Here is a 23,561-nt window from a genome sequence, read left to right on the forward strand (position 1 = left end):
CTCCTATTTAAGCCATTCAGCAAGATGTTTTCTTACGAACTCATCATCGTTAAAATGCGGATAATCCGAATAAACCCTGTCGATTTCTTCCTTTTGACCCAGTGAGAGCTCCTCGTGGGGATTGAGGCACCATGTCCCTTTAAGAAGACCTTGCCTGCGCAGAACCTCGTGAATGCCGGGAATGCATCCTTCAAAGCCGTGTGCCGGATCAAAAAATGCGGCATTGGAATCTGTAACCTCAATATTCCGAACCAGCCATTCCGGCGACAGGCTTTCTTGTAACCGCGCATGCTTGATTTCCTCTAACAGCTGCACTGCCTTATGTGTCCATACAGCCCAATGTCCGAGAAGCCCTCCGACGATTCTTTTTTCAACCATTCTTCCCTGCACCTGGAACCTGTAAACCGTAAACAAATCATTGACGATATTATCGTCATTGCCCGTATACAATGCGATTTGATCCCTGCGTTCGGAGCAGCATACGGCGCGTACGACATCAATCGTCTGGTAACGGTTAAACGGTGCCATCTTAATCGCAATCACACCGGGAATGTCAGCGAATGCACGCCAGAAATCGAAGCTGAATGCCCTTCCGCCAACCGAAGGCTGCAAATAAAATCCAATAACCGGAATAACCTCCGCTACCTTTTCCGTCCGCTTCAAAATGTCCGCCTCCGACCAGTCCTTAAGCCCGCCCATGCTCAGCAGCCCTGCCTCATATCCGAGACCAGCAGCGATGGCGGCTTCGCTCAGCGCCTGCTCCGTACGCCCGCATATGCCAGCAACACGCAGGAACGGACGGGACAGCTTCGCAGCCTCAACCTCCTCCGAGGCTAAACGAAGCACTTTCTCGAATAATCCGATCTGCGGGTCGCGAATTTCGAATTGCGTCGAATGAACGCCAACAGCCACGCCGCCTGCACCTGAAGCGAGGTAATAACGTGTAAGCGCCCTTTGGTGCTTCTCATCCAATTGCCTGTGCTCATTGAGGGCAAGAGGATGTGCAGGAATGACCAGCCCTTCATGAAGCGCAATCGCCTGCTCTTGTGATAGTTGAGTGGACATGCTTAGAATTTCCCCTTTCTTTCCTGGAAATGTGTCGGTTTGTTATGCGTTGCTCCGCCAGCCTCTACCCATTCGGCTGTCCAATCAATCATTTGAAGCAAAGATACCCGTGGATATCCGAAACGCTGATGGCTTTTGGATGCATTGTTCAGCAGCGCATTATCCGCTTCCGCGCCTTCGAAGATCGGCTCCGCATTGAATCTCTTGCCGAATTCCTCAGCTGCCCAGCGAATCGACATCGTTTCCGGTCCAGTCACATTCAGAAAGTTTACCGGCGCTTCGCAAGCCAGCAAGGATCTAATCGCGATTTCGTTAGCGTCTCCCTGCCAAATGACGTTCGCATGACCCATCGTCAAATTGATCGGAATGCCGTTCTTGACGGATTTTGCGATTTCCAGCAGCACGCCGTAGCGCATATCAATCGCATAGTTGAGTCTATAAACAACCATTGGAATCTCGTATTTTTTGGAAAAATGCTCGAAGATCCGCTCCCGCCCAAGACAAGATTGACCATATTCCCCAATTGGCGACGGCGCCACCGCTTCGCTTGCACCTCCGTAGCCAACCGGTGTAAACGGGTAGATATTTCCCGAGGAGAATACGACAATGCGTGAATTCCTGTATTTCTCGGCTATTCTGCCCGGCAAGTACGCATTCATCGCCCAAGTGAACGACTCGTTGCCTGTCGTGCCAAATTTGTTCCCAGCCATGTAAATGACATTTTCAATATCCGGCAAAGCCTGCAGCTTCTCATCGTCGAATAGATCGCAAGCAATCGTCTCGATGCCCTCCGCTTCAAGCTGTGCCTCCAGTCCAGCCTCTGAAAATCGAGATACTCCGATTACTTTTTTGTTTACGCCAGCGGCTTTGATCGCATTCATCAACAGTCTAGCAAGGCTCGGCCCCATCTTTCCTCCAACGCCTAATAAAAGAATATCTCCCTTGAGTGCTTTCATATCGTTTATAAGTGCTTCCGACGGTTCGGCCAGCTTGGCCTCGAGTTGTTCAATGGTTCTCATATGATAAATAACTCCCTTCAAGGTCTGAGGATATCTTCATCATAGAGACTTCGAACTTAAAAGACAAATCTTTTAATCGTCTTTTAATATACGTAAAAAAACCCGAATAGCGCAGGGTTCGGGTTAGTGGTTCACTTTGTCTTCCAGAAACGAAAGCTTGAATATTTGTCGGGGTCTCCCTTTGGGAACCTTCTCTACCCCTGCGATCCGGACCAGTCCATAGTCGATCCATTGAAGAACAAGCCGGTGCGTGCTTCTTACCGTAATATCAAGAATGGCCGCCAGCTCATGCACCATATAATCAACTCGGCCGCTTCGCGCGACATGCGCAAGCATTTTGCTCAAATAAACCGAAGTCATGCCCGCTTCCTCGGCTTTTTTGATAAGCGACGCGTCGGTCATCGACAATGTAATTTCAATGGGGTCTGCCATCGCAAGCGGCCCAATGAATGTCTTGTCTTCCCTAACGATAAAACAAGTATCTCCGCCAGCGTCCTTCGACTTGCGAAGTGCAGCTCTCGCATGGGTGCCCGCTTCATTCGCGGAACGGCCAAATCCGATGCCGATGCTGAGTGACAAGCCGAATTTTTGGTTGGCATGCTTGCCGAGCGGAATCGTCTTATAACCGCCGGTTTCTCTCTCAAATATGCCACGAGTCGTGAAAAACAAATATTCGTCTCCGCCAAGATGGGTCAAATAACCGTCCAAAGACTCCACGTAATCAAGCAGCATCCGGTGGATGTCCAGCTTGAATCTCTGTACCTCATGCTCCGAGGTATGCGTATGGATGCGCTTCTCGAAATGGTCGATGTTAAGCAAGCCGACTACGATTTGCGCTTCCTTGCTTTGCCGGGTCTCCGTCGAAAGCAGTGCCCTTTCCAGAGCAACGGTAATGTTCTGGTCGGTTGGTATAATCCATTCATTCGGAATCCCACGCTCCGTTAATGCTTCTGAAACAGCCGCTTCAGCCGTCATTGCCGCATCGCACGCTCCTGATTCGAACAGCTGCGCATGAAAGCCGATCAGCGCTTGAATCGTAGGATACGCCGTTCCGCTGTAAAGAGTCGTCTGCACGCGAGATTCATTAATTTCTTGCAATGATTTCGCAATCATTGTTTTCCCTAACGTATCGATGGATATTCGCAGCTGCCTCTCTGGCTCAAGCGCATTTTTCAATCGGGACAACGACCGGTAGAAGCTAGTGTCCGTTAATGGCACATAATGAAGCGCAACATCCAAGCTTGTTTCTTCCCGAATCCGGTGATAAGGCAGCGGTCCCGATACCAATATAACTTCCGCTTCACCGGCAATTTCAGCAGCGAGGCCCGCCGCCTCCTCCTCTTTCTTGTATACGCTCGCTATCGGCCGGAAAGACGGAAATGCTTGCAGCACCTTCATCATTCGATTGACCAATACTTCAGGGCCAATGATTCCGATCGCTATCCCTTTCTCCGTGCTGTGATTCATGTATGTTTAATCCCCCATTATTTACAGACATCATCTTTAATAAGTCTTTTAAGCAGCTTAGCATACTGCTGCTTGCCAGTGCAATGGCAACAAAAACAAGCTTTCCCAAGACTAAAAGAATGAAGTTCGCTGGAGAGCTAGCTCTATTTCAACCAAAATAATTGATTGCACGAAAAATAGCCATACAGGGTGCCTTATCCTGTACGGCTATTTATCGCTTTTGGTCTATGGCAGGTTGCTTCATTCGATTATGGGCAAGCGAACACCAGCCGACGCCCCTTTTACGAAAACGTTAGCCAATCACATTCGATATGACTTCGATATTGCCTTGCGTTGCTCTAGCATAAGGGCAAACTTTATGGGCTTCATCGACAATTTCCTGAGCCACACCGATATCTACGCCTTTAACTGAAATGTCGAAATGTACTGCAAGTACATAGCCGTCATCCGCATCCTTACCGAGTGAAACATTTGAATCTATCGAGATTCCTTCCGCTTTAATGCCTTTTTTCCTCATAATAGTTCCCATCGCACCTTCGAAACATGCAGCAAAACCAGCAGCGAACAGCTGCTCCGGATTGACTCCGTTGCCTGGTCCGCCTAGCTCCTTTGGATATCTTAAGTCCAAGTTGAGATTCCCATCGCTCGAAACGGCTTTACCTTCTCTTCCGCCTTCAACTTTTACTGCAGCCGTGTACAATTTCTTTTCCATTGCTATCATAGTCCATATCTCCTTCCATTTGACTGATTTATTTTTCTCAATTCGTGCGCATCTTATCCAGCCATGCATTTTAGGTGGCTGTTTCTCGCTCGCAATAACCTCCTTAACATCGCCATTTCATAATTTTCTCCGTATTTCTATCAGGCGAGCAGTCTCGTCAAGTGAGGAGACCTCTATTGGTACTTATGCTATACGTCCATTTCTACATACTGTCCATTTATTCAATTCGTTCACAGCTTCCGTTCCGCCCCCGTTATCACGGATTGATACACAGCTTCAAGTACGGCAATCACCTGACGGGCGTATTCCGGCGTACAGCCTGTATCCGCATTATTGCGGATGGCGCGAAGCAGATCGGCATATTGCAGCTCAAACGGCGACAAATGGACGTCTGCCTCCATCTTCTCATAACTGCCGCCTCTGCTTATCCATAAGCAGTCTCCGGTTGCAACCTTCAGCATGCCCTGCGAGAATATGAACTCCGTTTCATTGCGGGGCGCTCCTTTATAACCAGATTGTACAATCACGGCGGGTATTTTCCCTTCAAGTTCCATGTAGACGATACCGCTGCCCTCAACATTGCCTCGATCTCCATAATAACTAGCGGATGCGGTAAGTTTGTTTACGGCTCGGCCAGTCAACCATTGGATCTTATCGATGGAATGCGTACCTAAATTAGCAAGGATCCCCCCGCCAGACTTTTCTTTCTCCAAAAACCACTGCGGCCTCTCTTCTCTGAAATAATTCAAATGGCGAGTATCATGTATCATAACGAGCTTTCCTAACGCTCCGCTTTGGATCAAGCTCTTTGCTTGAATGTTCTCAGAAATGTAATGCTGGGTATGTCCGACTAGAATTCGGATGCCTGCTCTTCGGCCAGCTTCAATTATCGCGTCACATTCTCCTACGGACAAAGCCATCGGCTTCTCCAATAACAGGTGGCATCCATGCTCTGCAGCAAACACAGCAGCCTCCTTGTGCAAAAAATGAGGCAAAGCGATGACTGCGATATCCGGCTGCTCGATTCGTATCATTTCCCTGTAATCAAGGTAAGCGTTTACGCCATACCGCTTCGCAATATCTGATGCTCGCTCCGATTGAAGGTCCGCAACAGAACAAGCCATTAAGCCCTCTGTAGCTCGAATCGCATCAAAATGCTCATTCGCAATGGCCCCTGCTCCGAGTACGCAAACCTTTAATTCCTTATGCACCAGCACTCGCCTCCTCTTGATGATAGGAATCTATCCTTCCTATAAATATACGAACTGACCGGTGTCGCGGCTTTCATTGGCTGCTTCTAAGAACCGCATCATACGCAGCGTCTCCTCAATCGCAATATCAGGCGTACCTGTCGCAAAAAAGCGCATGATTTTCTCCACAAGGCTGGCGTAATAGGACTTTGGATGTCCATATACATCGATATGACTTGTTTTCGTCTCCCGATGAAGAAGCGCACCGAACGCTTCATTTCCTCTCCGGTTGCCGCGAATCGTACCGACAATGCCATTCTCCCATACACCGCTTATTAAATCATGCTCCCCAGTCGTCACGGCTATTACCTTCGTACAGTTCCTCCCTAACGCTCTGAATAGCATTTCCGCCATATGAACGCCGTACCAGTATAGGCCAGGTTGAGTAGCCTGCAGAGCCATCGGACCGTAACAATCCATGCCAATCACCTCACCTGCGGCTTCTTCACTCAAAGCCTCCGTTAAACCTTCGGCATACCGAAGCGCTGAGCAGCTCATCAGTGGTACGCCATACTCTTCTGCCAGCGCCGCAATCGCATTCGCATGCTTACTCGAGACCGCCATCGGCTTATCGATGAATACCGGCTTCCGATAGGAAGCCATTCTACGGAATTGCTCCAAATGTACGCGTCCGTCAACAGACAGCAGAAGAATGGCATCGCTTGCTTCCGCGACCTCCTCGGGAGAGCCGACGAGCCTTATCCCTGATCGATTTTTCATTTGATCGGTAAAACGTCCAATGCGCGTCCAGCTCAATTCGAAGTCATCAGATCCCCCGGGAAATGCGACCATGACTTCTCCTCCGGGTATATGAAAGGCATGATTGCTGTCGTTAATCAGCTGCGTGAAAGTAATGGCGTGTGAAGTATCCAGCCCGATAATGCCGATTCGTTTTTTACTCGCTTGCATTTGTTCTTCCTCTCCCCTGAGAAACTAGATTGAAGCGTATTTTAGATTGAACTTGAATTCAGTATAGATTCGAACAAATCGCAAAACTAGCCGACGATTACAAGAAATTGTGGTCAAACTACAGAATGGAGCCTGCTTTCCGCCGTTAAGGGGAACGAAATCACAAAAAAACCGCTTGGATTCTTTGACCCAAGCGGCTAATACCTGCTTATCCTTGCTTATTCTTATATTGGGTGGGCGTAATTCCCGTGTAGCCCTTAAACATTTTGCAAAAATAACGATAATCGGAAATGCCTACGGCGCTTGAAACCTCATAAATTTTCATCGTTGTCTGCTCCAGCAGCTCGCTTGCTTTTTCCATACGTACGCGGTTTACGTAATCAGAGAAATTTTCCCCAATCTCCTGTTTGAACATCTGGCCCGCATAAGAAGGATGCAGCTGTACGATCTTGGCAAGCTCTGATGCTTGTACATCCTCCATATAGTGCTTTTGAATGTACCTGCACATTAATTGGATTTCTTTCCGGACGGTTGCAGGTGGATTCAATCTTTTGCTGAATGCTGCCTCAATCGCATCTCGTATTTCTGACCACCATTTGGCATAGTCAGCCCAACACTCTAAACGGCGTATTTCATCCAATCTTGCGACGACGGCTACAGGCAGTTGTACGAGCTCAGGATTCAACAGCTGCTTCGTTAGCCGCAGCAAATCCGCTGGATGAATCAAAGAGTCTCCGAGGTTCACCAAGCTCGCTGTGCTTTCTATTAAAGCCTCCATATTCTCGCGTTGGAGCGCTTTGACGAACGCTGCGACCAATTCCCGTGCCTCTTCAGCGTCAATTCGACGCAATGCAGTCGGGCTTTTGGTTACTAGAGCATTCTCCGGCTTATAGAAATGCCAAGCCAAGCCATCCAGCCCTTCCTTCATTCCCTCCACGATTGCCTGGGCCCTCGCTGGCTGCTTGCTTGCTTCGCGTGTCGCCCCAACGTAAATAAAACGTCTTTCAGGGGCTATTTCAGACAAAGCCTCCAGAGCCATCGTCGCAAATGGATTGGTATGCATGTTTTTAATGGGGTTCTTAGAAGCCATGAACAGGAAAAGCCGATTATTTCCGACGGGCAAAGACAACCGCCTATAATCGATCCCGGACTTTTCGGCATCCATGCGCCGTTCCAGACTTTCGGCTGCATGTCGCTGTATCCGTACAAGCTCTTCCTCTGTCGGGCTTCCCTGTCCATTCACCGCTACCGGTACATTCCAGCCAACCGTTATACAGGAATAATAGTTGGCATGCTCCAGAACCGACGGCCACTCCCGCATAAATTCAGCGCCCATGTCCGCACTGCTGCTATTCAAGGCATGTTCCGTCCAAAGCCGCTTTCTGTTCCATTCCTTCTCGTTTTCAAGGCTGAGATTCATCTCCAGCTTCTGGTCGACATCTATTTCCTGCATGATTTCTTCCGCGATCTTGCGGCAGACATCCAGAATAATATCTGGCGTCTGTGCCAGCTTGATCAAATAATGGTTCACTCCGAGCTCAATCGCCTGCCTAGCATACTCGAATTCGCTATAAGCGGTCAGAATGACAACCCGAATGCGTGGCCACCTTTTACGAACGTAGCTGGCCAATTCCAAACCGTTCATATTCGGCATCGTAATATCGGTTAGCAATAGATGAGGCGTTTCCTTCTCGATCATCCTGATCGCTTCGTCAGCGCCTGAAGCCGCTCCAAGAAAAACAAAACCTGCGTCTGACCAGGGAATTCGTTCCGAAAACCGATCACGCACCCATTTCTCATCATCCACCATCAGCAGCTTCAGCATCATATTCCCCCTTATGCGAATGAATCAATAGTCTTGCTGTCCGCCAATCGGCAAATGCACCGAAACGGTTAGCCCCTCATCCTGCTCTTTTTGAAAATGCAAGCCATATTGGTAGCCGAACGTCAGTGCTATACGCTCCTGCACATTGCGAAGACCCAAATTGTTTAATCCTTTGTAAGGATTAGAAGCACTGCCTTCCTGCGTAAGCAAAGCAAGCTTCTCCGGTTCGATCCCAGGTCCAGTATCCGAAACCTCAAATCGCACGGTTGACGGGTCCTTGCTTAGCGCAGCCACAATGATGTGATTAACGCCTGGCTTGCTTAACCCGTAAAAAATGCTGTTCTCCACTAGCGTAATTAACGTAAGCTTCGGGATCGGCGTCTGCAAATATTGCTCAGGAACCGCAATATCCATCTCGAACACGTCTCCGTACCGAAGAATCATAATATCAACGTAATTCTCCAACTGATGAAGCTCTTCTTCCGCGGTAACGATATCACCGACCTTATCCGTGGAATATTGCAGAAGCCCCATTAGGGCACGGATCATTTTGCACATTTCCTCGGTCTGTCCAGTCTCGCCTAAGCAATAAATAGCATTCAGCGTGTTATTGAGGAAATGAGGGTGAATTTGCGATTGCAGCACTTTCAATTCATGATGCCGTTTTTTCTCCTCCGCTTCACGCAAGTCATCGAATAAAGACTCGATGTTGCCCATCATGCGATTGAACCCATCCGCAATATAAGTAAACTCGTCGCTTCGTTTCAATTGGATACGGGCATCGAGCTCCCCTCTCGCAGCTGCCTTGAATTGCCTTGTTATTAAAGTCATCGGTTTGCGTATATAATTCGTTATCCACACCGAAACAATGACAGCCAGAATAATCGCAATGCCGATGACAAGCACGACCTGCTGCCTGAGCGATTCCAGTAACGGAAAAGCTTGCGACTCTTCCACTACGGAAAACACGACCCAATCCCAGCGATTTTGGTTGCTGCTAAGCACTTTATAGCCGCCGAAAGAGGTACGGACCGTGTTATAGGCTGTTCCGTTCGTTATGGCAAGCTTCTGCAGCGCTTCTGTCATTTCGAGATGGTCTTGGAATGTTTTGGGATGCGTCAGATATGTGTTCGTGGATAAATAATTGCCTTGTCCCGTAAATAGATAGATGCGGCGATGCTCGCCTTGCACGATTTGCGGACCTGTCAGCGCATTCAAATTAATATCCATCGCGACGAACCTTTTATCATCAACTTGTTTGGCGACAGTGATGACAAACCGTTCGCTGACGGCCCGGGGAGGGCTCCACCAAAAGCCAGACTTGCTCGTTTGATCAATGATTTCCTTAATGCGGTCCGGCACAATGAAAAACTTATAGCCATATGGGGAGCTTAGGCGCACACTGCCATTCTCAATCACATAAATGCTGTGAATCTGATCCTGATGATAAGTCATGATATCGTCAATGAGCTGCGTATAATCAGCCTCATCCATTTTATTGTACAGAACGGGATTGGAGAGATAGATCAGCTGGCTTTGAAACGTGTTCATCAATGTTTTCATATAATTTTCAATCTGAACGACTGAGCCTTGCAGCTCTTTTTCGTTATTTTGCCTGATCGGCTCGAAAATTCGCTGATAACCGAAAAAACCGATAAATAGAAATAATACGATAACGGATAGAAACGTAATGATGAACAATTTGGTGCTCACGCTGGAAGTAAAGCTTGTTCCTGCCAGTCGACGTCCCATGCCTGTACGCTCCTCGTCTTAGCCGTCTATTAGCGAGCACCTGTGCCTTTAACGAACGCAAGTACGGCTATTACCTATGATTATAGCATCGCTGCTGCTAACGCTGCATATGCTTTTCTTTATACGCAGCGTGTACAGTATGGGAACGAAAGGTTAGAACAAGCTATGACTTTTGGGTTACCCTTTAACCGAGCCGAGTAACGCGCCTTTGACGAAATACTTTTGCAGGAACGGATAAATAATGACAATGGGCAATGTAGCGACGATCACTACGGCCATCTTGATCGTCTCGGGAGGAAGAGTGTCCAGAACAAGCGAGTTAACAGACAGCTCGGTACTGAGGTTCGGCGATTGAATCATGCTCCTAAGCACGACCTGCATCGGCATTAGCGTCTTATCCGAAATATAGAAAATGCCTTTGAAATACTCATTCCAATGCGTTACGCCATAGAACAATCCGATTGTCGCCATAATTGGCGCCGACAAAGGAAGGACAATCCTGAACAGTGTAGTTAAGTCTCCGCACCCATCCACTTTTGCCGCTTCCTCGATCTCCGGCGGGAGATTCTCAAAGTAGGTTTTCACAATGAGCAGATTGAAAGTCGATACCATGCCCGGAATGACTAGCGCCCAGACGGAATCATATAATCCGAGACTGCGGACCACGATGTACAGCGGAATGATGCCTCCACTGAAAATCATCGTGAATACGAGGGCCATCAATATGAATTTCCGCCCTGGTACCGCCGTTTTGGATAACGGATAAGCAAGCAGCGTCGTTACCGCCAAATTCAAAGAAGTCCCTACTACCGTTATGAAAACGGTAATTTTCAAAGCCTGCGGAATACGAGGGCTTCCGAATATTTCCTTATACGCTTGCAGCGTAAAATGCTCCGGCCAAATAACGAACCCGCCGTTTCTCATCACTTCGATGTAAGGCGTAACGGAAACGATGACTACATAATACAAGGGAAATAGCGTAACAAGGGCAAACAAGGCAAGAATGGCATAGATAATCGTGTCTGCAACCTTATCCCCTTTTGTTTTCCGGATGACTAATGACATGCCCATTCGCTCCCTTCTCCAAGTTGTAGGCTACCATATGCCGGACCCCCCCATTTTCTTGGCCAAACGATTCGCGCCAATGACTAGAATAAGTCCAATCAATGATTTGAATACGCCCATGGCCGCCGCTACGCCGAATTCCAAGCGTTCGAAACCGTATCTATAGACCCAGGTATCGACGATGTCTCCAACCTCGTATACCCTTGCATTCAAGAAAATAAATACTTGATCAAAGCCAGCGTCCAGAATGCCGCCGATTTTGATAATCAGCATAAGCACGACCACATCGCGTATGCCTGGCAGCGTAATATGCCATAGTTGACGCCAACGGCCAGCACCATCCACGATAGCTGCCTCATATAGATCTTGGTTAATCGATGCAAGTGCCGCCATATAAATGATGGCGCCAAACCCTGTATTTTTCCAAATTTCCGTAAGTACAAGAAGCGGCCGAAAAAATTGTTTGTCCGTCAATAAATCGATCTGACCAAAGCCCATATCCCGCACGAAAGTACTAATTAAACCAGATCCTGGCGCTAAGAAAGAAAATACTAAGCCATATACGATAACCCATGACAAGAAATAAGGACCGTACGTAATCGTTTGCACCAATTTCTTGAACCAGCGAACGCGAACCTCATTGAGCATTAAGGCGAGAATAATATCCGGCACCATGCTGCCAATAATTTTATAAATGCTGATAATCAATGTGTTTCGAATAATTTGATAAAATTCCGGACTATCGAAGATGACTTTAAAGTTCTCGAACCCAATCCATGGGCTTCCCCAAATCCCTTTCATCAGGTTATAGTCCTGGAAAGCAATTAACGTCCCAGCCATAGGTGCGTAATGAAACACGATGTAATACAACAATCCCGGAATCATCATGACATAAAACCATCTATTGCGGTAAAAGCTGCGACGTTTATTCGAACGCAACGCGTCTGCTTGCTGCTTTGTTTTCATAGAAACAACCGTCTCCGCCATCTCCATTGCCTCCTAGCTGTTTCTGAGATGAGAGGCCGAAGGGAAAACCCGAGAACCACTCCAGGGTTTCCCTCCGTTCCTCACTCATTATTTAAAGTCGTTCAACGGTTTGTCTTTGAGAGCTCCATTCAGGATTTTTGTATATTCTACAAAGATTTCTCTGCCTTTAAATTTCGTCATCAGCTCTTCCCGGTATTGCGGCCAGTTTTTGCCGCTTTGATCTTCAAGAACCGCTTTCGCGTGGAACTTGCTCATCTCTTTGCGGAAGTCACCGATGTTAATGCCCTCTGGCGGAACAAGGCTTACAGGCGGAAGCGCATTATGCTTCGGGAAACCTTCAATCGTATTTAGAATTTCGCGGTCATGATCGGATACGCGGGAATCAATAAGTTCAAGGCCAAGCACGTTTGGCTCATCTGGCGTAAAGGAAGCATACACGTTCAGCCAGTTTCCGGCTTTTGCGATATCGGTTTCGAAAGCTTCTACGTTAAGCGTTACTTTGCTGCCGTCTTTCGTATAGTGCTTGCCTTCTTGGCCATAATGCGTCATCAGGAAGCCTTCTTCACTCGTCAGCCAATTTAGAATCTCTAGTGAACGCGTTACTTTGTCTGGATCTTTATCGGCAGTCGTTTTGCTAATTAGAATGGTGCCCTCTGGGACGTTATACTTCCACATAATCGGTTTATCGAGCGGATAGATCGGCTGCCAGTCGGCTTCCGGATTAAGCGCTTTCGTACGATTCTGTACGCTGGTAGGAATGCTGTCCAGTGCCACTGTTTTATCGCCAGGCGAGAAGATCATACCCACTTTTCCTTGTGCGGCTTTATCGTGATGCGCAGGCGCTTTGTTCAAGAACCAGTCAGGATCTACGATTCCGGCTTTATTCCATTCAACAACTTGGTCGATAACGCCTTCAACCTTCAAATCCGTGCGATTGTCCACATACGTATTGTCAAGAATCATGAAGTCTGCAATAAAGCCATTGTTCAGCCATTGCGGGAAGTCAAATGGCAGGTTTTGCCCATTTCCGGCTGCCGTGAAGCCATATGTGTCTTGCTTCTTGTTACCGTCCGGATCGCCAAATGTGAATTGCGTCAGCACGTTCGTCAGCTCATCATACGTTTTTGGAGTCGCCAATCCCAGCTTATCGAGCCAATCCTGACGGATATACCAAGATGCATACGAATTGCGTTGGAATGGCAGAATGGCACGGCTGAACTCACCTTGTCTCATTTGGAACGCATTCAACTCTTCTTCCGTCACCCATTTGAAATAATTAGGCATTGTTTCTGCCGAAAAGTAGCTTCCCAGATCGCCTGCGATTCCGTCCTCGATGTACTTCTGTGATTCGGCACCGCCGCTGATGAACAGATCCGGGGGGCTGCCTCCCGCTATCGTCGCGTTTAACTTATCGTGATACTCTTTGCCGAATGACATATAATCGATTTTCAGATCCACGTTGAACTTTTCTTCAATCTCTTTTTTTACGAAGTCTTTGTCCGCTGATGGAAGTGTTACATTTGCTAGATTCCCGTTCGCAATCGACCAATTAAGCGTTAGCTTTGCCGGCTTAGCTTCCTCCGTCCCTGTAGGCGTTCCGTTAACCGCTCCGGGCGATTCTGTCTCTTTGTTGCCATTCCCGCTCGAGCATGCAGTAAGCGCGAATACAGCAGCGAGTCCAAAATACAATACCTTTTTCATTGAATAACCCCTCCCTATATGTTTCATGCTAGTAATCGTTTCCCTTCTGCCTAGCTAAAGGTTAACCTTTACTTGCATTTATTGTAGTTTGTCTAACGGTTCAAAACTAGCTGACGATTACAAGAAATAGTGGTCTCCTTACAGAAATGAGTGAAAAATTCAAAAAAATAATAAATATCTTCCATGGAGACAGCTCCTATTCCGCTTCCATTCCTTGGCTGATTCCTGTCCTTGCGTTTGAATTTCGGCAAAACCGTGTATATGGCTGTACGATGAATTTCGAATAAAGGGTGAGAGATGATGCAAGAGCTTGATTCCGAGGAAAAGCTGCTTGATGCTGCTTTGTTCCATTTCATTTTCCCGTTCTCATTAAACAAGAATTGCAAAGACAAGCTGGTGTCCCAGCTTCAACTGGATGGTTTCACGCGATTTTCTTTAAAAAACACCGCGTTGGAGTCAGAATATTACGGTGATGATTATTGCGTATCCCATCTTAATCTGGAACGATATTATTTGCCTTTTACCAACAGCATGATATTCCCGCACACAAAGGACAAGCCAGGACTGCACCGCTATTCCAAAAAAATAAATCAAGCATGCACCATGCGTTCCGGAGCCCGCAGCATTGGTTTCATTGTTCAATCGACGGATGTGTTTCTTTGTCCGTTCGACCTTGGATTTATTACGATCCGAGTTGAAATACCGCGCGGCGCGGCCAACTTTTCGGAAGCTATGGAATTCGCCAAAAGGTTCCGAGTCCTGCAAGATATGAATAGCCGGGACCGTGAGGTCAGTTGGCTAACTGATCGATCGGAGTATGACGATGTGGAGGATTTTTTGTTTAAGCATCTCGTGCCTGGCATCGTTCCCTTCATGAATACGAAAGGCATAGAGGAAACCTATTTCGCAAGACATCCATTTTTCGTAGATGAGCGGATGTATGTACAAGGCCTAATCGCCTTTCAGAGCAGCAGAGAAATCTCCGAAGCTGACTTGTTCCGCGCTTCGCATATAGACGGTTTCGACGGGGACAGTCAACCCTATATCAGCTCAACCAATCAATCTTATATCGAACGTTATCTGGATAAGCATGTATATGATCGATGGGCGCCGCACACGTATTACATTACGCATGAAACTTCTTTTGTTTGTGTGACCAATGAAGAACAAGCTATGCGAACGCGGATCGCTAACCATATGTATGGCGAATACTATTATGCATTGATCATTAATCTGTTCCACAAAATCGTGCTGCTGAAGCTGTCTAATCTGTACTCCCATATCCGTTTAGATGAGAACAAAGACAAGATCGAGCAATTAATCCGATCGATTACGACCTTCTCAGCCAAATATTATTTCAATGAGGTCGTTTCGCAAACGCAGGGGAAAGAGATTTTCATTCAGCTCCGCAGTCAATTCGGCAACATCGATCTGTTTACGGACGTAAAGCAAACACTCGCGGATTTGTATAAATACCAAGAAAACTTTACGACGAAGCGAAGCAATTATTTGTTGCTCATTCTAACGATCTATACGGTCATTAGCGGAATTTACGGCATGAACCAGGTTATCGAGGACTTAAAAGGCGATATTGATTGGGGAAAAATGCAGGAGTACTCCGCTTTTGAATACTTTGCATTCGCGCTTACGTTATCCGGCATTACGGTTGCCTTATGGCTTGGTGTCACGACGATCTATCAGTTGATCAAAGAAATGATTAAAAAGCATCAATACAACAAGTAGAGCATAGGGACTTCGGCTCGTAACAGCCATTTAACGAAAAAGGCGAACATGCAGCATGAAATGCAGCATGTTCGCCTCTTTAATTCCTAGCAGCCTATGAATAAAAGCCTTATAGCGCAGCGAATGCCCGTTTCACTTGATCAAGCATGTTCGCGCGAGCTTCACTCGCCTCCGGCGATGTGACGCCTCCGAACAAGAGATGATCCGTAACCGCGATTCCGCTGAATTCGAATATGCCGCCGCCGGACGTCTGCTTCAAGGAATCGTTCATTCCGATGCTCTCATAAAATTCGCCAGGCGTTCCGTACGTATTGACGAGCAAGCCTTTTTTACCGGAAAGCAGCTTGTCAATTCCGCCTTCTGCATTGTATTGGTAGGCGAATCCATAAGCGAAAACACGGTCCACATAACCTTTTAGAATAGCAGGAAGCCCCGTCCACCATATCGGATAAATAAACGTGACGACATCCGCTTTTGACAAATACTCCTGCTCTGTTTTAATATCCGCAGGTACATTCCCTTCGCGCATTGCTGCCGTGTCTTCTGCCGTCAGAACGGGGTTAAATCCCAGTTTATAAAGATCACGAACGCTAACTTCATGTCCATTGGACTGCAGAGCCTCCACCGCTGTGTTCAGAATGGCACGGTTAAAGCTATCTGCATGCGGGTGTGCGAATACGATTAAATGATTCATTATTGATCCTCCTTGATTCTCGTTCATATTTTGTAACTATCATAGTTACAATTTCATTAAAAAATAATTGCTTTCACATGTAACTTTAACAGTTACACGTTCGCGAGTCAATACCGAAATGCACTTCATCGGTATCCAGGTTGAACGAAGCCACTGGAACGAAAAAGATGGCAGCGGCTTGAAAACCGCTACCATCTTGTATAAAGAAGTGCACCTATCAGTTATTATTGTCCATCCATTGGAAATGGAAGCTTCCCTTTTGATCCAAACGCTCAAACGTATGTGCTCCGAAGTAATCCCGTTGCGCTTGCAGCAGGTTAGCTGGCAGACGCTCTGAACGATAGCTGTCATAATACGCGAGTGCCGAAGAAAAAGCGGGAACCGGAATTCCTCTCGTAACCGCCGTTGCAATGACGCTGCGCCAAGCGTCCTGGTAGCTCTCAACGACTCCCTTGAAATAATCGTCCAAGAACAAATTTTTCAGTTCAGGGTTTTTATCGTAAGCATCCTTGATATTTTGCAGGAAACCGGCACGAATGATGCAGCCGCCGCGGAAAATCATTGAAATGCTGCCGTAATTAAGATTCCATCCGTACTCGTCGGAAGCTGCTCTCATCTGGGCAAAGCCTTGTGCATACGAAGCGATTTTGCTCGTATACAAAGCTTTGCGAACCGCTTCGATAAATGTCTTAGGATCGCCGTCATAGCTTGTAGTAGAAGGGCCGTTCAGAAGCTTGCTCGCGGCTACGCGCTCTTCTTTCATCGCGGATAGGAAACGCGCAAACACCGATTCCGTGATGATGGACAATGGTACGCCGAGGTCGAGCGAGCTTTGGCTTGTCCATTTGCCTGTTCCTTTTTGGCCAGCCGAATCGAGAATGACATCTACCATCGGTTTTCCTGTTTCCGGATCTGTTTTCGCGAAGATATCTGCCGTAATTTCAATCAAGTAGCTATCCAGCTCTCCGCGGTTCCATTCGGAGAAAATGTCGTGAAGCTCGCTAGTACTCAGGTGAAGGACATCTTTAAGCAATTGATAGGCTTCGCCAATAAGCTGCATATCACCGTATTCAATGCCGTTATGAACCATTTTGACATAATGGCCTGCACCATCGCCGCCAATGTAAGTGGAGCATGCATCACCGTTCACTTTTGCGGATATCGCCGTTAAGATCGGCTCCACGAGCTCATAAGCATCCTGCTGCCCGCCAGGCATAATCGCCGGACCTTTCAGCGCGCCTTCCTCGCCGCCTGACACTCCTGCTCCAATGAAGCGGAAGCCTTTGGCTTGAAGGTCTTTATTTCTTCTTTGCGTATCAGGGAAATACGCGTTCCCGCCATCGATTAGAATATCCCCTTGATCCAGATACGGAACCAGTTGGTCAATCGTATCATCGGTCGCTTGACCGGCTTTTACCATAATCAATATTTTGCGAGGCGTCTCCAAGGACTGAACAAATTGCTCCAGGCTGAAAGTGCCTACTACGTTTTTGCCTTCCGCTTCCGCCAATAGCTCATTTGTTTTCTCGGGCGAGCGATTGTACAAAGCAACCGAAAACCCTTTGCTTTCCATATTCAAGGCAAGGTTTTTACCCATTACAGCTAATCCGATCACACCAATTTGTTGTTTAGACATCGTAGATTTCCTCCCTGCTGTTTGTATGCTTCTCTATGAAATTATTCAGGTTTGGCTGCTGCTAAACGATTCAAAAGCTCGGCCTTCTGTGATTCAAAGCCCGGTTTGCCGAGCAGCGCAAACATATTGTTTTTATAAGCTTCCACGCCAGGCTGATCGAACGGATTGACTCCTAATAGCAGTCCGCTGATGCCGCATGCCTTCTCGAAGAAGTAGACCATTTCGCCATACGTATATTCTGATAGCTCATCCAATTCCACTATGAGATTAGGAACGCCGCCATCTACGTGGGCAAGCCGCGTACCTAAAGCAGCCTGCTTATTCACTTCATCCATCGTCATGCCTGCAACGAAATTCAATCCGTCCAGATTACCCTCATCCTCTTGAATCGTCAGCTCGATACGCGGCTTCTTCACGGCAAGCACCGTCTCAATAAGATCGCGTCGCCCTTCTTGGACGTATTGGCCCATGGAATGCAAGTCGGTCGTGAAATCGACAGAGGCCGGATATAGGCCTTTCTGGTCTTTCCCTTCGCTTTCGCCGAATAGCTGCTTCCACCACTCGGATACGAAATGCAGGGACGGTTCAAAATTGGCCAGCAGTTCGATCGATTTCCCCTTGCGATACAGCGCATTGCGAACGGCGGCATATTGATAGCTTTCGTTCGTAGCTAGATCCGCGTTGTTGTATTTCTCCGCGGCAGCCGCAGCACCCGCCATCATTTGATCGATATCAAGTCCGGCTGCCGCGATCGGAAGAAGCCCAACTGCCGTTAATACGGAGTATCGGCCGCCTACGTCATCAGGAATAACGAAGGTTTCATATCCTTCTTCGTCAGCAAGCTTCTTAAGCGCGCCTTTTGATTGGTCAGTCGTTGCAAAAATACGTCTTCTTGCACCATGCTTCCCGTATTTTTTCTCCATGTACTCACGCAATATCCGAAATGCGATTGCTGGTTCCGTCGTCGTTCCCGACTTCGAAATGACATTCAGGGAAATGTTCTTCCCCTCCAGCATCTCTAATAAATGCGTGATGTACGTAGAACTTATATTTTGGCCGGCAAAGTAGATTTGCGTTTTTCCTTCCATTTGATTATGAAAGGTGTGGGAAAGTGCTTCAATCGCAGATCTTGCGCCTAGGTATGAACCGCCGATTCCGATTACAATCAATGCATCTGAATGACTTCGAATACGCTGAGCAGCATGTTTAATTTTCGTAAATTCCTCTTGGTCGTACGCAAGGGGAAGGTTGACCCACCCCAAATAATCGGAGCCGGGTCCTTCCTTTTCGTGCAGCTTGCGATGTGCCACATTCACAAAATCTCCGAAATAGTCGATTTCATGCTGTTGGACAAATGATAATGCATTGGAGTAATCAAATGTTATAGCCATATAGAGCGACTCCTTTGATTCTGAATTTTGATCAAGGCTTACAGCTCAGCTGTTTTTTTCCAATCGGCAGCGAATTTTTCCATCCCTTGATCGGTCAACGGATGCTTGGAGATTTGCTCGATTACGCTGAATGGGATCGTTGCGATGTGAGCGCCAGCCATAGCTACGCGAGTAACATGGTCGGGGTGACGAACAGAGGCTGCAATGATTTGAGCATCCAATTGATGCGTGCGGAACAATTCAGCCACTTTGACGATCAATTGCACGCCATCTTCCGAAATATCGTCCAAGCGTCCAAGAAACGGCGATACATAGGTTGCGCCGGCACGGGCAGCCAATAGCGCTTGGTTTACCGTGAATATGAGCGTCACATTCGTTTTTACGCCTTTTTTAGTCAAATAACGGCACGCTTCTAAGCCGGCAAGCGTCATTGGAAGCTTGATCGTAATGTTTTTGTCGTTGTTGTTGATTTTGATTAGCTCATCTGCTTGTGCAATCATTTCTTCGGCTGTAACCGCGTCAGGCGTTACTTCAGCGGATACGGATTCAACCTCAGGCACTTCGCGCAATATTTCGGCGATGCGGTCTTCGAATTTCACGCCTTCTTTGGCAACCAGCGACGGGTTAGTCGTAACGCCGGATAAAACTCCGATTTTATAAGCTTTCTTAATATCTACCAGGTTAGCTGTATCGATAAAAAATTTCATAGTTGATTCCTCCAATTAGTTTGTTTAGTTTTTTAAAATAATTGTTTCGCCAATTGCACAACGTTGCTGACGGAAAATCCGAAATAATCCAATACTTCATTGCCAGGACCTGATGCTCCGAATGTATCGATGGACAAGATTTTGCCTTTTGGTCCCGTGTAACGTTCCCAGCCTAATGAAATTCCCGCTTCAAGCGATACGCGCTTCGAGACGGATTCCGGAAGCACCGATTGTCTATATGCTTCAGATTGACGGTCGAACAGCTCTCTGCTTGGCATTGCAACAACACGAACGGATAGGTTATCCTTCTCGAGCTCTGCTTTCGCATTCACAGCTAGCGAAACTTCGGAACCAGTTGCGATAAGGATAAGGTCCGGCTTATCATTCGTTTCCGTCAATACGTAAGCGCCTTTTGCCACACCGTCGACATTAGCCTTCGTTTCTTCGTAAATCGGAAGATTCTGGCGGCTTAGCACAAGAGCAACGGGGCCATCTTGCTGCTGCAAGGCATAAGCCCATGCATTAGCCGTTTCATTCGCATCAGATGGTCTAATGACCGTAAGGCCTGGAATCGTCCGAAGGGCTGCCAGATGCTCGACAGGCTCATGCGTCGGCCCATCTTCCCCGACAGCAATCGAATCATGCGTAAATACATAGGTAACAGGCAGCTTCTGAATGGCAGCAAGACGGATCGCCGGCCGCAAATAATCGCTAAATACGAAGAACGTGCTGACGAACGGTTTTACCCCGCCATGCAATGCAAGACCGTTGCCCGCTGCTCCCATAGCATGCTCACGGACGCCGAAGTATATATTGCGGCCCGAGTAGGAATCTACGGCGAACGTTTGCTCTCCGTTAATATCCGTCATCGTGGAGTGGGATAAGTCCGCGCTGCCTCCAAAGATCGAAGGTACCGACTTAATATAATGATTAATCGCTTGACCGCTTGCGACGCGGGTAGAGATTGATTTGGACGTATCAAAGGTTAGGAGATCAGCCGCTTCGAACCGAACAGATCCGTCGATGACATTGTCCAGCTGTTCCCCAAGCGAAGGATGACTCGCTTTATATGAAGCAACCAGGCTGTTCCATGCTTGTTCTTTCGACTCGCCGTTTTGCTTTAATTGCTCGAAATGAGCCTTTACGTCAGCAGGAACCGTGAAATCTTCCTCATGCTCCCAGCCATAGGCCGCTTTTGTTGCTTTTGCTTCTTCTATGCCAAGCGGATTGCCATGCGCTTTGTTTGTTCCGGCTACTTTGCTGCCGTAACCAATGATCGTGCGCACTTCGATAAGTGTAGGTTTAGAGCTATTTTGCTTAGCTGCTTCGATCGCTTTCGTAATTTGTTCGACATCATTGCCATCTTCGACGCGAAGATATTCCCACTGTGCCGATTCGGCCCTTTTTTGAATATTTTCACCAAAGGAGAGGCTTAGGTCCCCGTCCAATGAAATATCATTGGAATCGTACAGAACGACTAATTTGCCAAGCTTCATATGACCCGCCATGGACATCGCTTCATAAGAAACGCCTTCCATCAAGCAGCCGTCACCGACTAACGCATACGTGTAATGATCGACAACCGGATAGCCTTCTTGATTGAATTTTGAAGCGAGATGCGCTTCTGCCATTGCCATTCCCACAGCCATCGCCAAGCCTTGGCCGAGCGGGCCAGTCGTAGCTTCTACGCCGTCCGTGTGGCCAAATTCAGGATGCCCTGGCGTTTTGCTGTTTAGTTTGCGGAATTGCTTCAAATCGTTAATCGTCACGTTGTAGCCCGACAAGTGAAGAAGGCTATATAACAAGGCGGAGCCGTGGCCCGCTGAAAGCACGAAACGATCGCGGTTAAACCATTTTGCATGGCCAGGATTGTGGTTCAGCAATTTGGACCATAGCGCGTATGCCATGGGAGCTGCACCCATTGGCAGACCCGGATGACCGGAATTTGCAGCGTTGATGGAATCAATGGACAGCGTGCGGATCGTATCGATAGAAAGTTGATCAATGGTTTGTGTGATAGGCATATTGTTCTCCTTTTGCATCTGTATTTTGTTGTTCTGTTTTGGAATCAAACCACCAATGATAGCCGTCTCTTGCGAGCAGCGCATCCGACTCGGCAGGGCCGTAAGACCCGGCTGGGTAATGATGCAGCGGTACCGTATTTTCTTGGAACGCGTTCAATATCGGCTGAACCCATTTCCAAGACAACTCGACTTCGTCCCAGTGCGCGAAAAAGGTTGGATCACCATGCAAAGCATCATGAATGAGATTCTCATAGGCTTCAGGCACGTCGCTCCGTATCGAGTGGAAATCAATTTGAATGGGTTTGAATTCGCCTTTATGTTGTGGATCGCGAGTATTCAACTGCAAGGTAATGCCCTCATTCGGACTAATTTCAAATACAAGCAAATTGGGAACTCTCGTATCGTCGTTCACTTTCGCTTGCTGCTTCAAAGGCTCTTTGAACTCGATCACGATCCGGGTTGATTTCTCTTTCAGTCTTTTTCCCGTACGGATGTAGAAAGGAACATCTCTCCAAAAAACATCATCAATCTGCAACCTAGCCGCGATAAACGTATCATTCATTGACGACTGTGGGATGCTAGGCTCGGAGGTGTAGCCGACAACAGGCTTCCCTTGGATAGAACCCGCATCATATTGCCCGCGAACAACATGGGATTGCACATGCTCTTTCTCCAGCGGCTCCAGTGATTCCATGACCATTTTCTTTTTGAAACGAACGTCCTTTGACGTACTATGCTTAGGCAGATGGATCGCCAGCATCATGAGCAATTGCAGCATGTGATTCTGGAACATATCCCTTACTGCGCCAACTTTATCGTAATAACCGGCGCGTTCTTCTACGCCAACCGTTTCGTTTGCCGTGATCTGCACATTGGCGATGTACCGGTTCGACCATAACGCTTGGAGCACTGGATTCGATTGCTGCAGCACCTCCAGCTTCTGCACCATCGGCTTGCCCAGGTAGTGATCGATACGGAATACTTCATTTTCTTCAAACGTTTTGCTTAGGTGTTCATTCAAATCACGCGCGGATTGCAGATCATGGCCGAATGGCTTCTCGATCATCAGACGTTTCCAACCGTTAGTCGTGCCAAGCCCGCTTTCCTTAATATTTGTTGCGATGGTTTCGAAAAATTCAGGGCCAACGGATAGGTAAAACATCCGGTTAGGCGCTAAATCCAGATCCTTCTCGCGCTGTTCAATCATGCCGAGCAGCTTCTTATAGTCCTCTTTGTGACCGACATCCAATACGCTATAGCGGAATCCGCTTAAGAAGCTGTTTAATTGTTCCTGGTCGCCTACTTCCCGCCTAGAAAAAGTGCGAAGCGATTGCTCAACGCTTGCACGGAACGCTTCGTCGGATACTTCCCTTCTGCCGAGTCCGAATACGGAAAATGATTGCGGCAGCTTTTGATCGATAAACAGATTATACAAGGCAGGGTAAATTTTTCTTTTGGCCAAATCCCCTGTCGCTCCAAACAAAACAAACGTGGTTGCCTCCATTTTCCTATCTCCCTCCAGTATGTCCCCTATATAACACCATGAGCTTTTTCAAAATATAGGAAAGTATATCAATTTTCCAACTTTCTCTATATTTCTACGCG

At 47.4% G+C, this 23,561-nt stretch carries 18 protein-coding genes; 1 reads left to right on the forward strand and 17 read right to left on the reverse strand.

What is annotated here, in order from left to right; genetic code table 11:
• Positions 1–3: 3 nt before the first annotated feature.
• The 11 genes from AC0YN3_RS05810 to AC0YN3_RS05860 all read right to left on the reverse strand — a co-directional run bounded on the left by AC0YN3_RS05810 (position 4) and on the right by AC0YN3_RS05860 (position 13,761).
• Entirely contained in the window at positions 4–1,065 is a 1,062-nt protein-coding gene (locus AC0YN3_RS05810; protein ID WP_475774117.1) for a dihydrodipicolinate synthase family protein, read from the reverse strand.
• 2 nt (positions 1,066–1,067) lie between these two features.
• Positions 1,068–2,084 (reverse strand): NAD-dependent epimerase/dehydratase family protein, encoded by a 1,017-nt coding sequence (locus tag AC0YN3_RS05815; RefSeq protein WP_475774118.1) that lies wholly within the window; start codon positions 2,082–2,084, stop codon positions 1,068–1,070.
• Positions 2,085–2,207: 123 nt separating this feature from the next.
• The gene (locus tag AC0YN3_RS05820) at positions 2,208–3,551 is read right to left on the reverse strand and encodes a GGDEF domain-containing protein (protein WP_475774119.1); all 1,344 of its coding nucleotides are present in this window, start codon (positions 3,549–3,551) and stop codon (positions 2,208–2,210) included.
• Positions 3,552–3,843: 292 nt separating this feature from the next.
• Positions 3,844–4,272: an organic hydroperoxide resistance protein gene (locus AC0YN3_RS05825; RefSeq protein WP_475774120.1), complete on the reverse strand. Its 429-nt coding sequence runs from the start codon at positions 4,270–4,272 to the stop codon at positions 3,844–3,846.
• 230 nt (positions 4,273–4,502) lie between these two features.
• Entirely contained in the window at positions 4,503–5,483 is a 981-nt protein-coding gene (locus tag AC0YN3_RS05830; RefSeq protein ID WP_475774121.1) for a Gfo/Idh/MocA family protein, read from the reverse strand.
• 39 nt (positions 5,484–5,522) lie between these two features.
• Positions 5,523–6,431, reverse strand: coding sequence for a Gfo/Idh/MocA family protein (locus AC0YN3_RS05835; RefSeq protein WP_475774122.1), 909 nt, complete (start codon positions 6,429–6,431; stop codon positions 5,523–5,525).
• 208 nt (positions 6,432–6,639) lie between these two features.
• The gene (locus AC0YN3_RS05840; RefSeq protein WP_475774123.1) at positions 6,640–8,259 is read right to left on the reverse strand and encodes a response regulator; all 1,620 of its coding nucleotides are present in this window, start codon (positions 8,257–8,259) and stop codon (positions 6,640–6,642) included.
• A gap of 21 nt (positions 8,260–8,280) precedes the next feature.
• A complete protein-coding gene (locus AC0YN3_RS05845) occupies positions 8,281–10,008 on the reverse strand; it encodes a cache domain-containing sensor histidine kinase (RefSeq protein WP_475774124.1) in 1,728 nt (575 codons plus the stop codon).
• 177 nt (positions 10,009–10,185) lie between these two features.
• Positions 10,186–11,073 carry a carbohydrate ABC transporter permease gene (locus tag AC0YN3_RS05850; protein WP_475774125.1) on the reverse strand — a complete coding sequence of 296 codons (888 nt, stop codon included), beginning with the start codon at positions 11,071–11,073 and terminating at the stop codon, positions 10,186–10,188.
• A 30-nt stretch (positions 11,074–11,103) separates the two neighbouring features.
• Complete coding sequence (locus tag AC0YN3_RS05855) at positions 11,104–12,060, reverse strand: ABC transporter permease (RefSeq protein ID WP_475774126.1); 957 nt, start codon at positions 12,058–12,060, stop codon at positions 11,104–11,106.
• Between the two features lie 87 nt (positions 12,061–12,147).
• Positions 12,148–13,761 (reverse strand): extracellular solute-binding protein, encoded by a 1,614-nt coding sequence (locus tag AC0YN3_RS05860; protein ID WP_475774127.1) that lies wholly within the window; start codon positions 13,759–13,761, stop codon positions 12,148–12,150.
• A 297-nt stretch (positions 13,762–14,058) separates the two neighbouring features.
• On the opposite strand from AC0YN3_RS05860, the gene AC0YN3_RS05865 reads away from it, so the two are divergent.
• On the forward strand, positions 14,059–15,504 hold the full coding sequence (locus AC0YN3_RS05865; RefSeq protein WP_475774128.1) for a hypothetical protein: 1,446 nt from the start codon (positions 14,059–14,061) through the stop codon (positions 15,502–15,504).
• 109 nt (positions 15,505–15,613) lie between these two features.
• On the opposite strand, the gene AC0YN3_RS05870 is transcribed toward AC0YN3_RS05865, so the two are convergent.
• The 6 genes from AC0YN3_RS05870 to zwf all read right to left on the reverse strand — a co-directional run bounded on the left by AC0YN3_RS05870 (position 15,614) and on the right by zwf (position 23,460).
• Entirely contained in the window at positions 15,614–16,198 is a 585-nt protein-coding gene (locus AC0YN3_RS05870; protein ID WP_475774129.1) for an NAD(P)H-dependent oxidoreductase, read from the reverse strand.
• Positions 16,199–16,415: 217 nt separating this feature from the next.
• Positions 16,416–17,834 (reverse strand): NADP-dependent phosphogluconate dehydrogenase, encoded by a 1,419-nt coding sequence (gndA, locus tag AC0YN3_RS05875; protein ID WP_475774130.1) that lies wholly within the window; start codon positions 17,832–17,834, stop codon positions 16,416–16,418.
• A gap of 41 nt (positions 17,835–17,875) precedes the next feature.
• Positions 17,876–19,225, reverse strand: a complete 1,350-nt coding sequence (locus tag AC0YN3_RS05880) for a glucose-6-phosphate isomerase (RefSeq protein ID WP_475774131.1) — start codon at positions 19,223–19,225, stop codon at positions 17,876–17,878.
• 38 nt (positions 19,226–19,263) lie between these two features.
• On the reverse strand, positions 19,264–19,932 hold the full coding sequence (fsa, locus tag AC0YN3_RS05885) for a fructose-6-phosphate aldolase (protein ID WP_475774132.1): 669 nt from the start codon (positions 19,930–19,932) through the stop codon (positions 19,264–19,266).
• 32 nt (positions 19,933–19,964) lie between these two features.
• On the reverse strand, positions 19,965–21,950 hold the full coding sequence (gene tkt / locus AC0YN3_RS05890; RefSeq protein ID WP_475774305.1) for a transketolase: 1,986 nt from the start codon (positions 21,948–21,950) through the stop codon (positions 19,965–19,967).
• Entirely contained in the window at positions 21,934–23,460 is a 1,527-nt protein-coding gene (gene zwf / locus AC0YN3_RS05895) for a glucose-6-phosphate dehydrogenase (RefSeq protein WP_475774133.1), read from the reverse strand. The genes tkt and zwf overlap by 17 nt, the downstream gene beginning before the upstream one ends.
• Positions 23,461–23,561: the final 101 nt, after the last annotated feature.

This window comes from Paenibacillus sp. J22R232 (assembly GCF_056269165.1).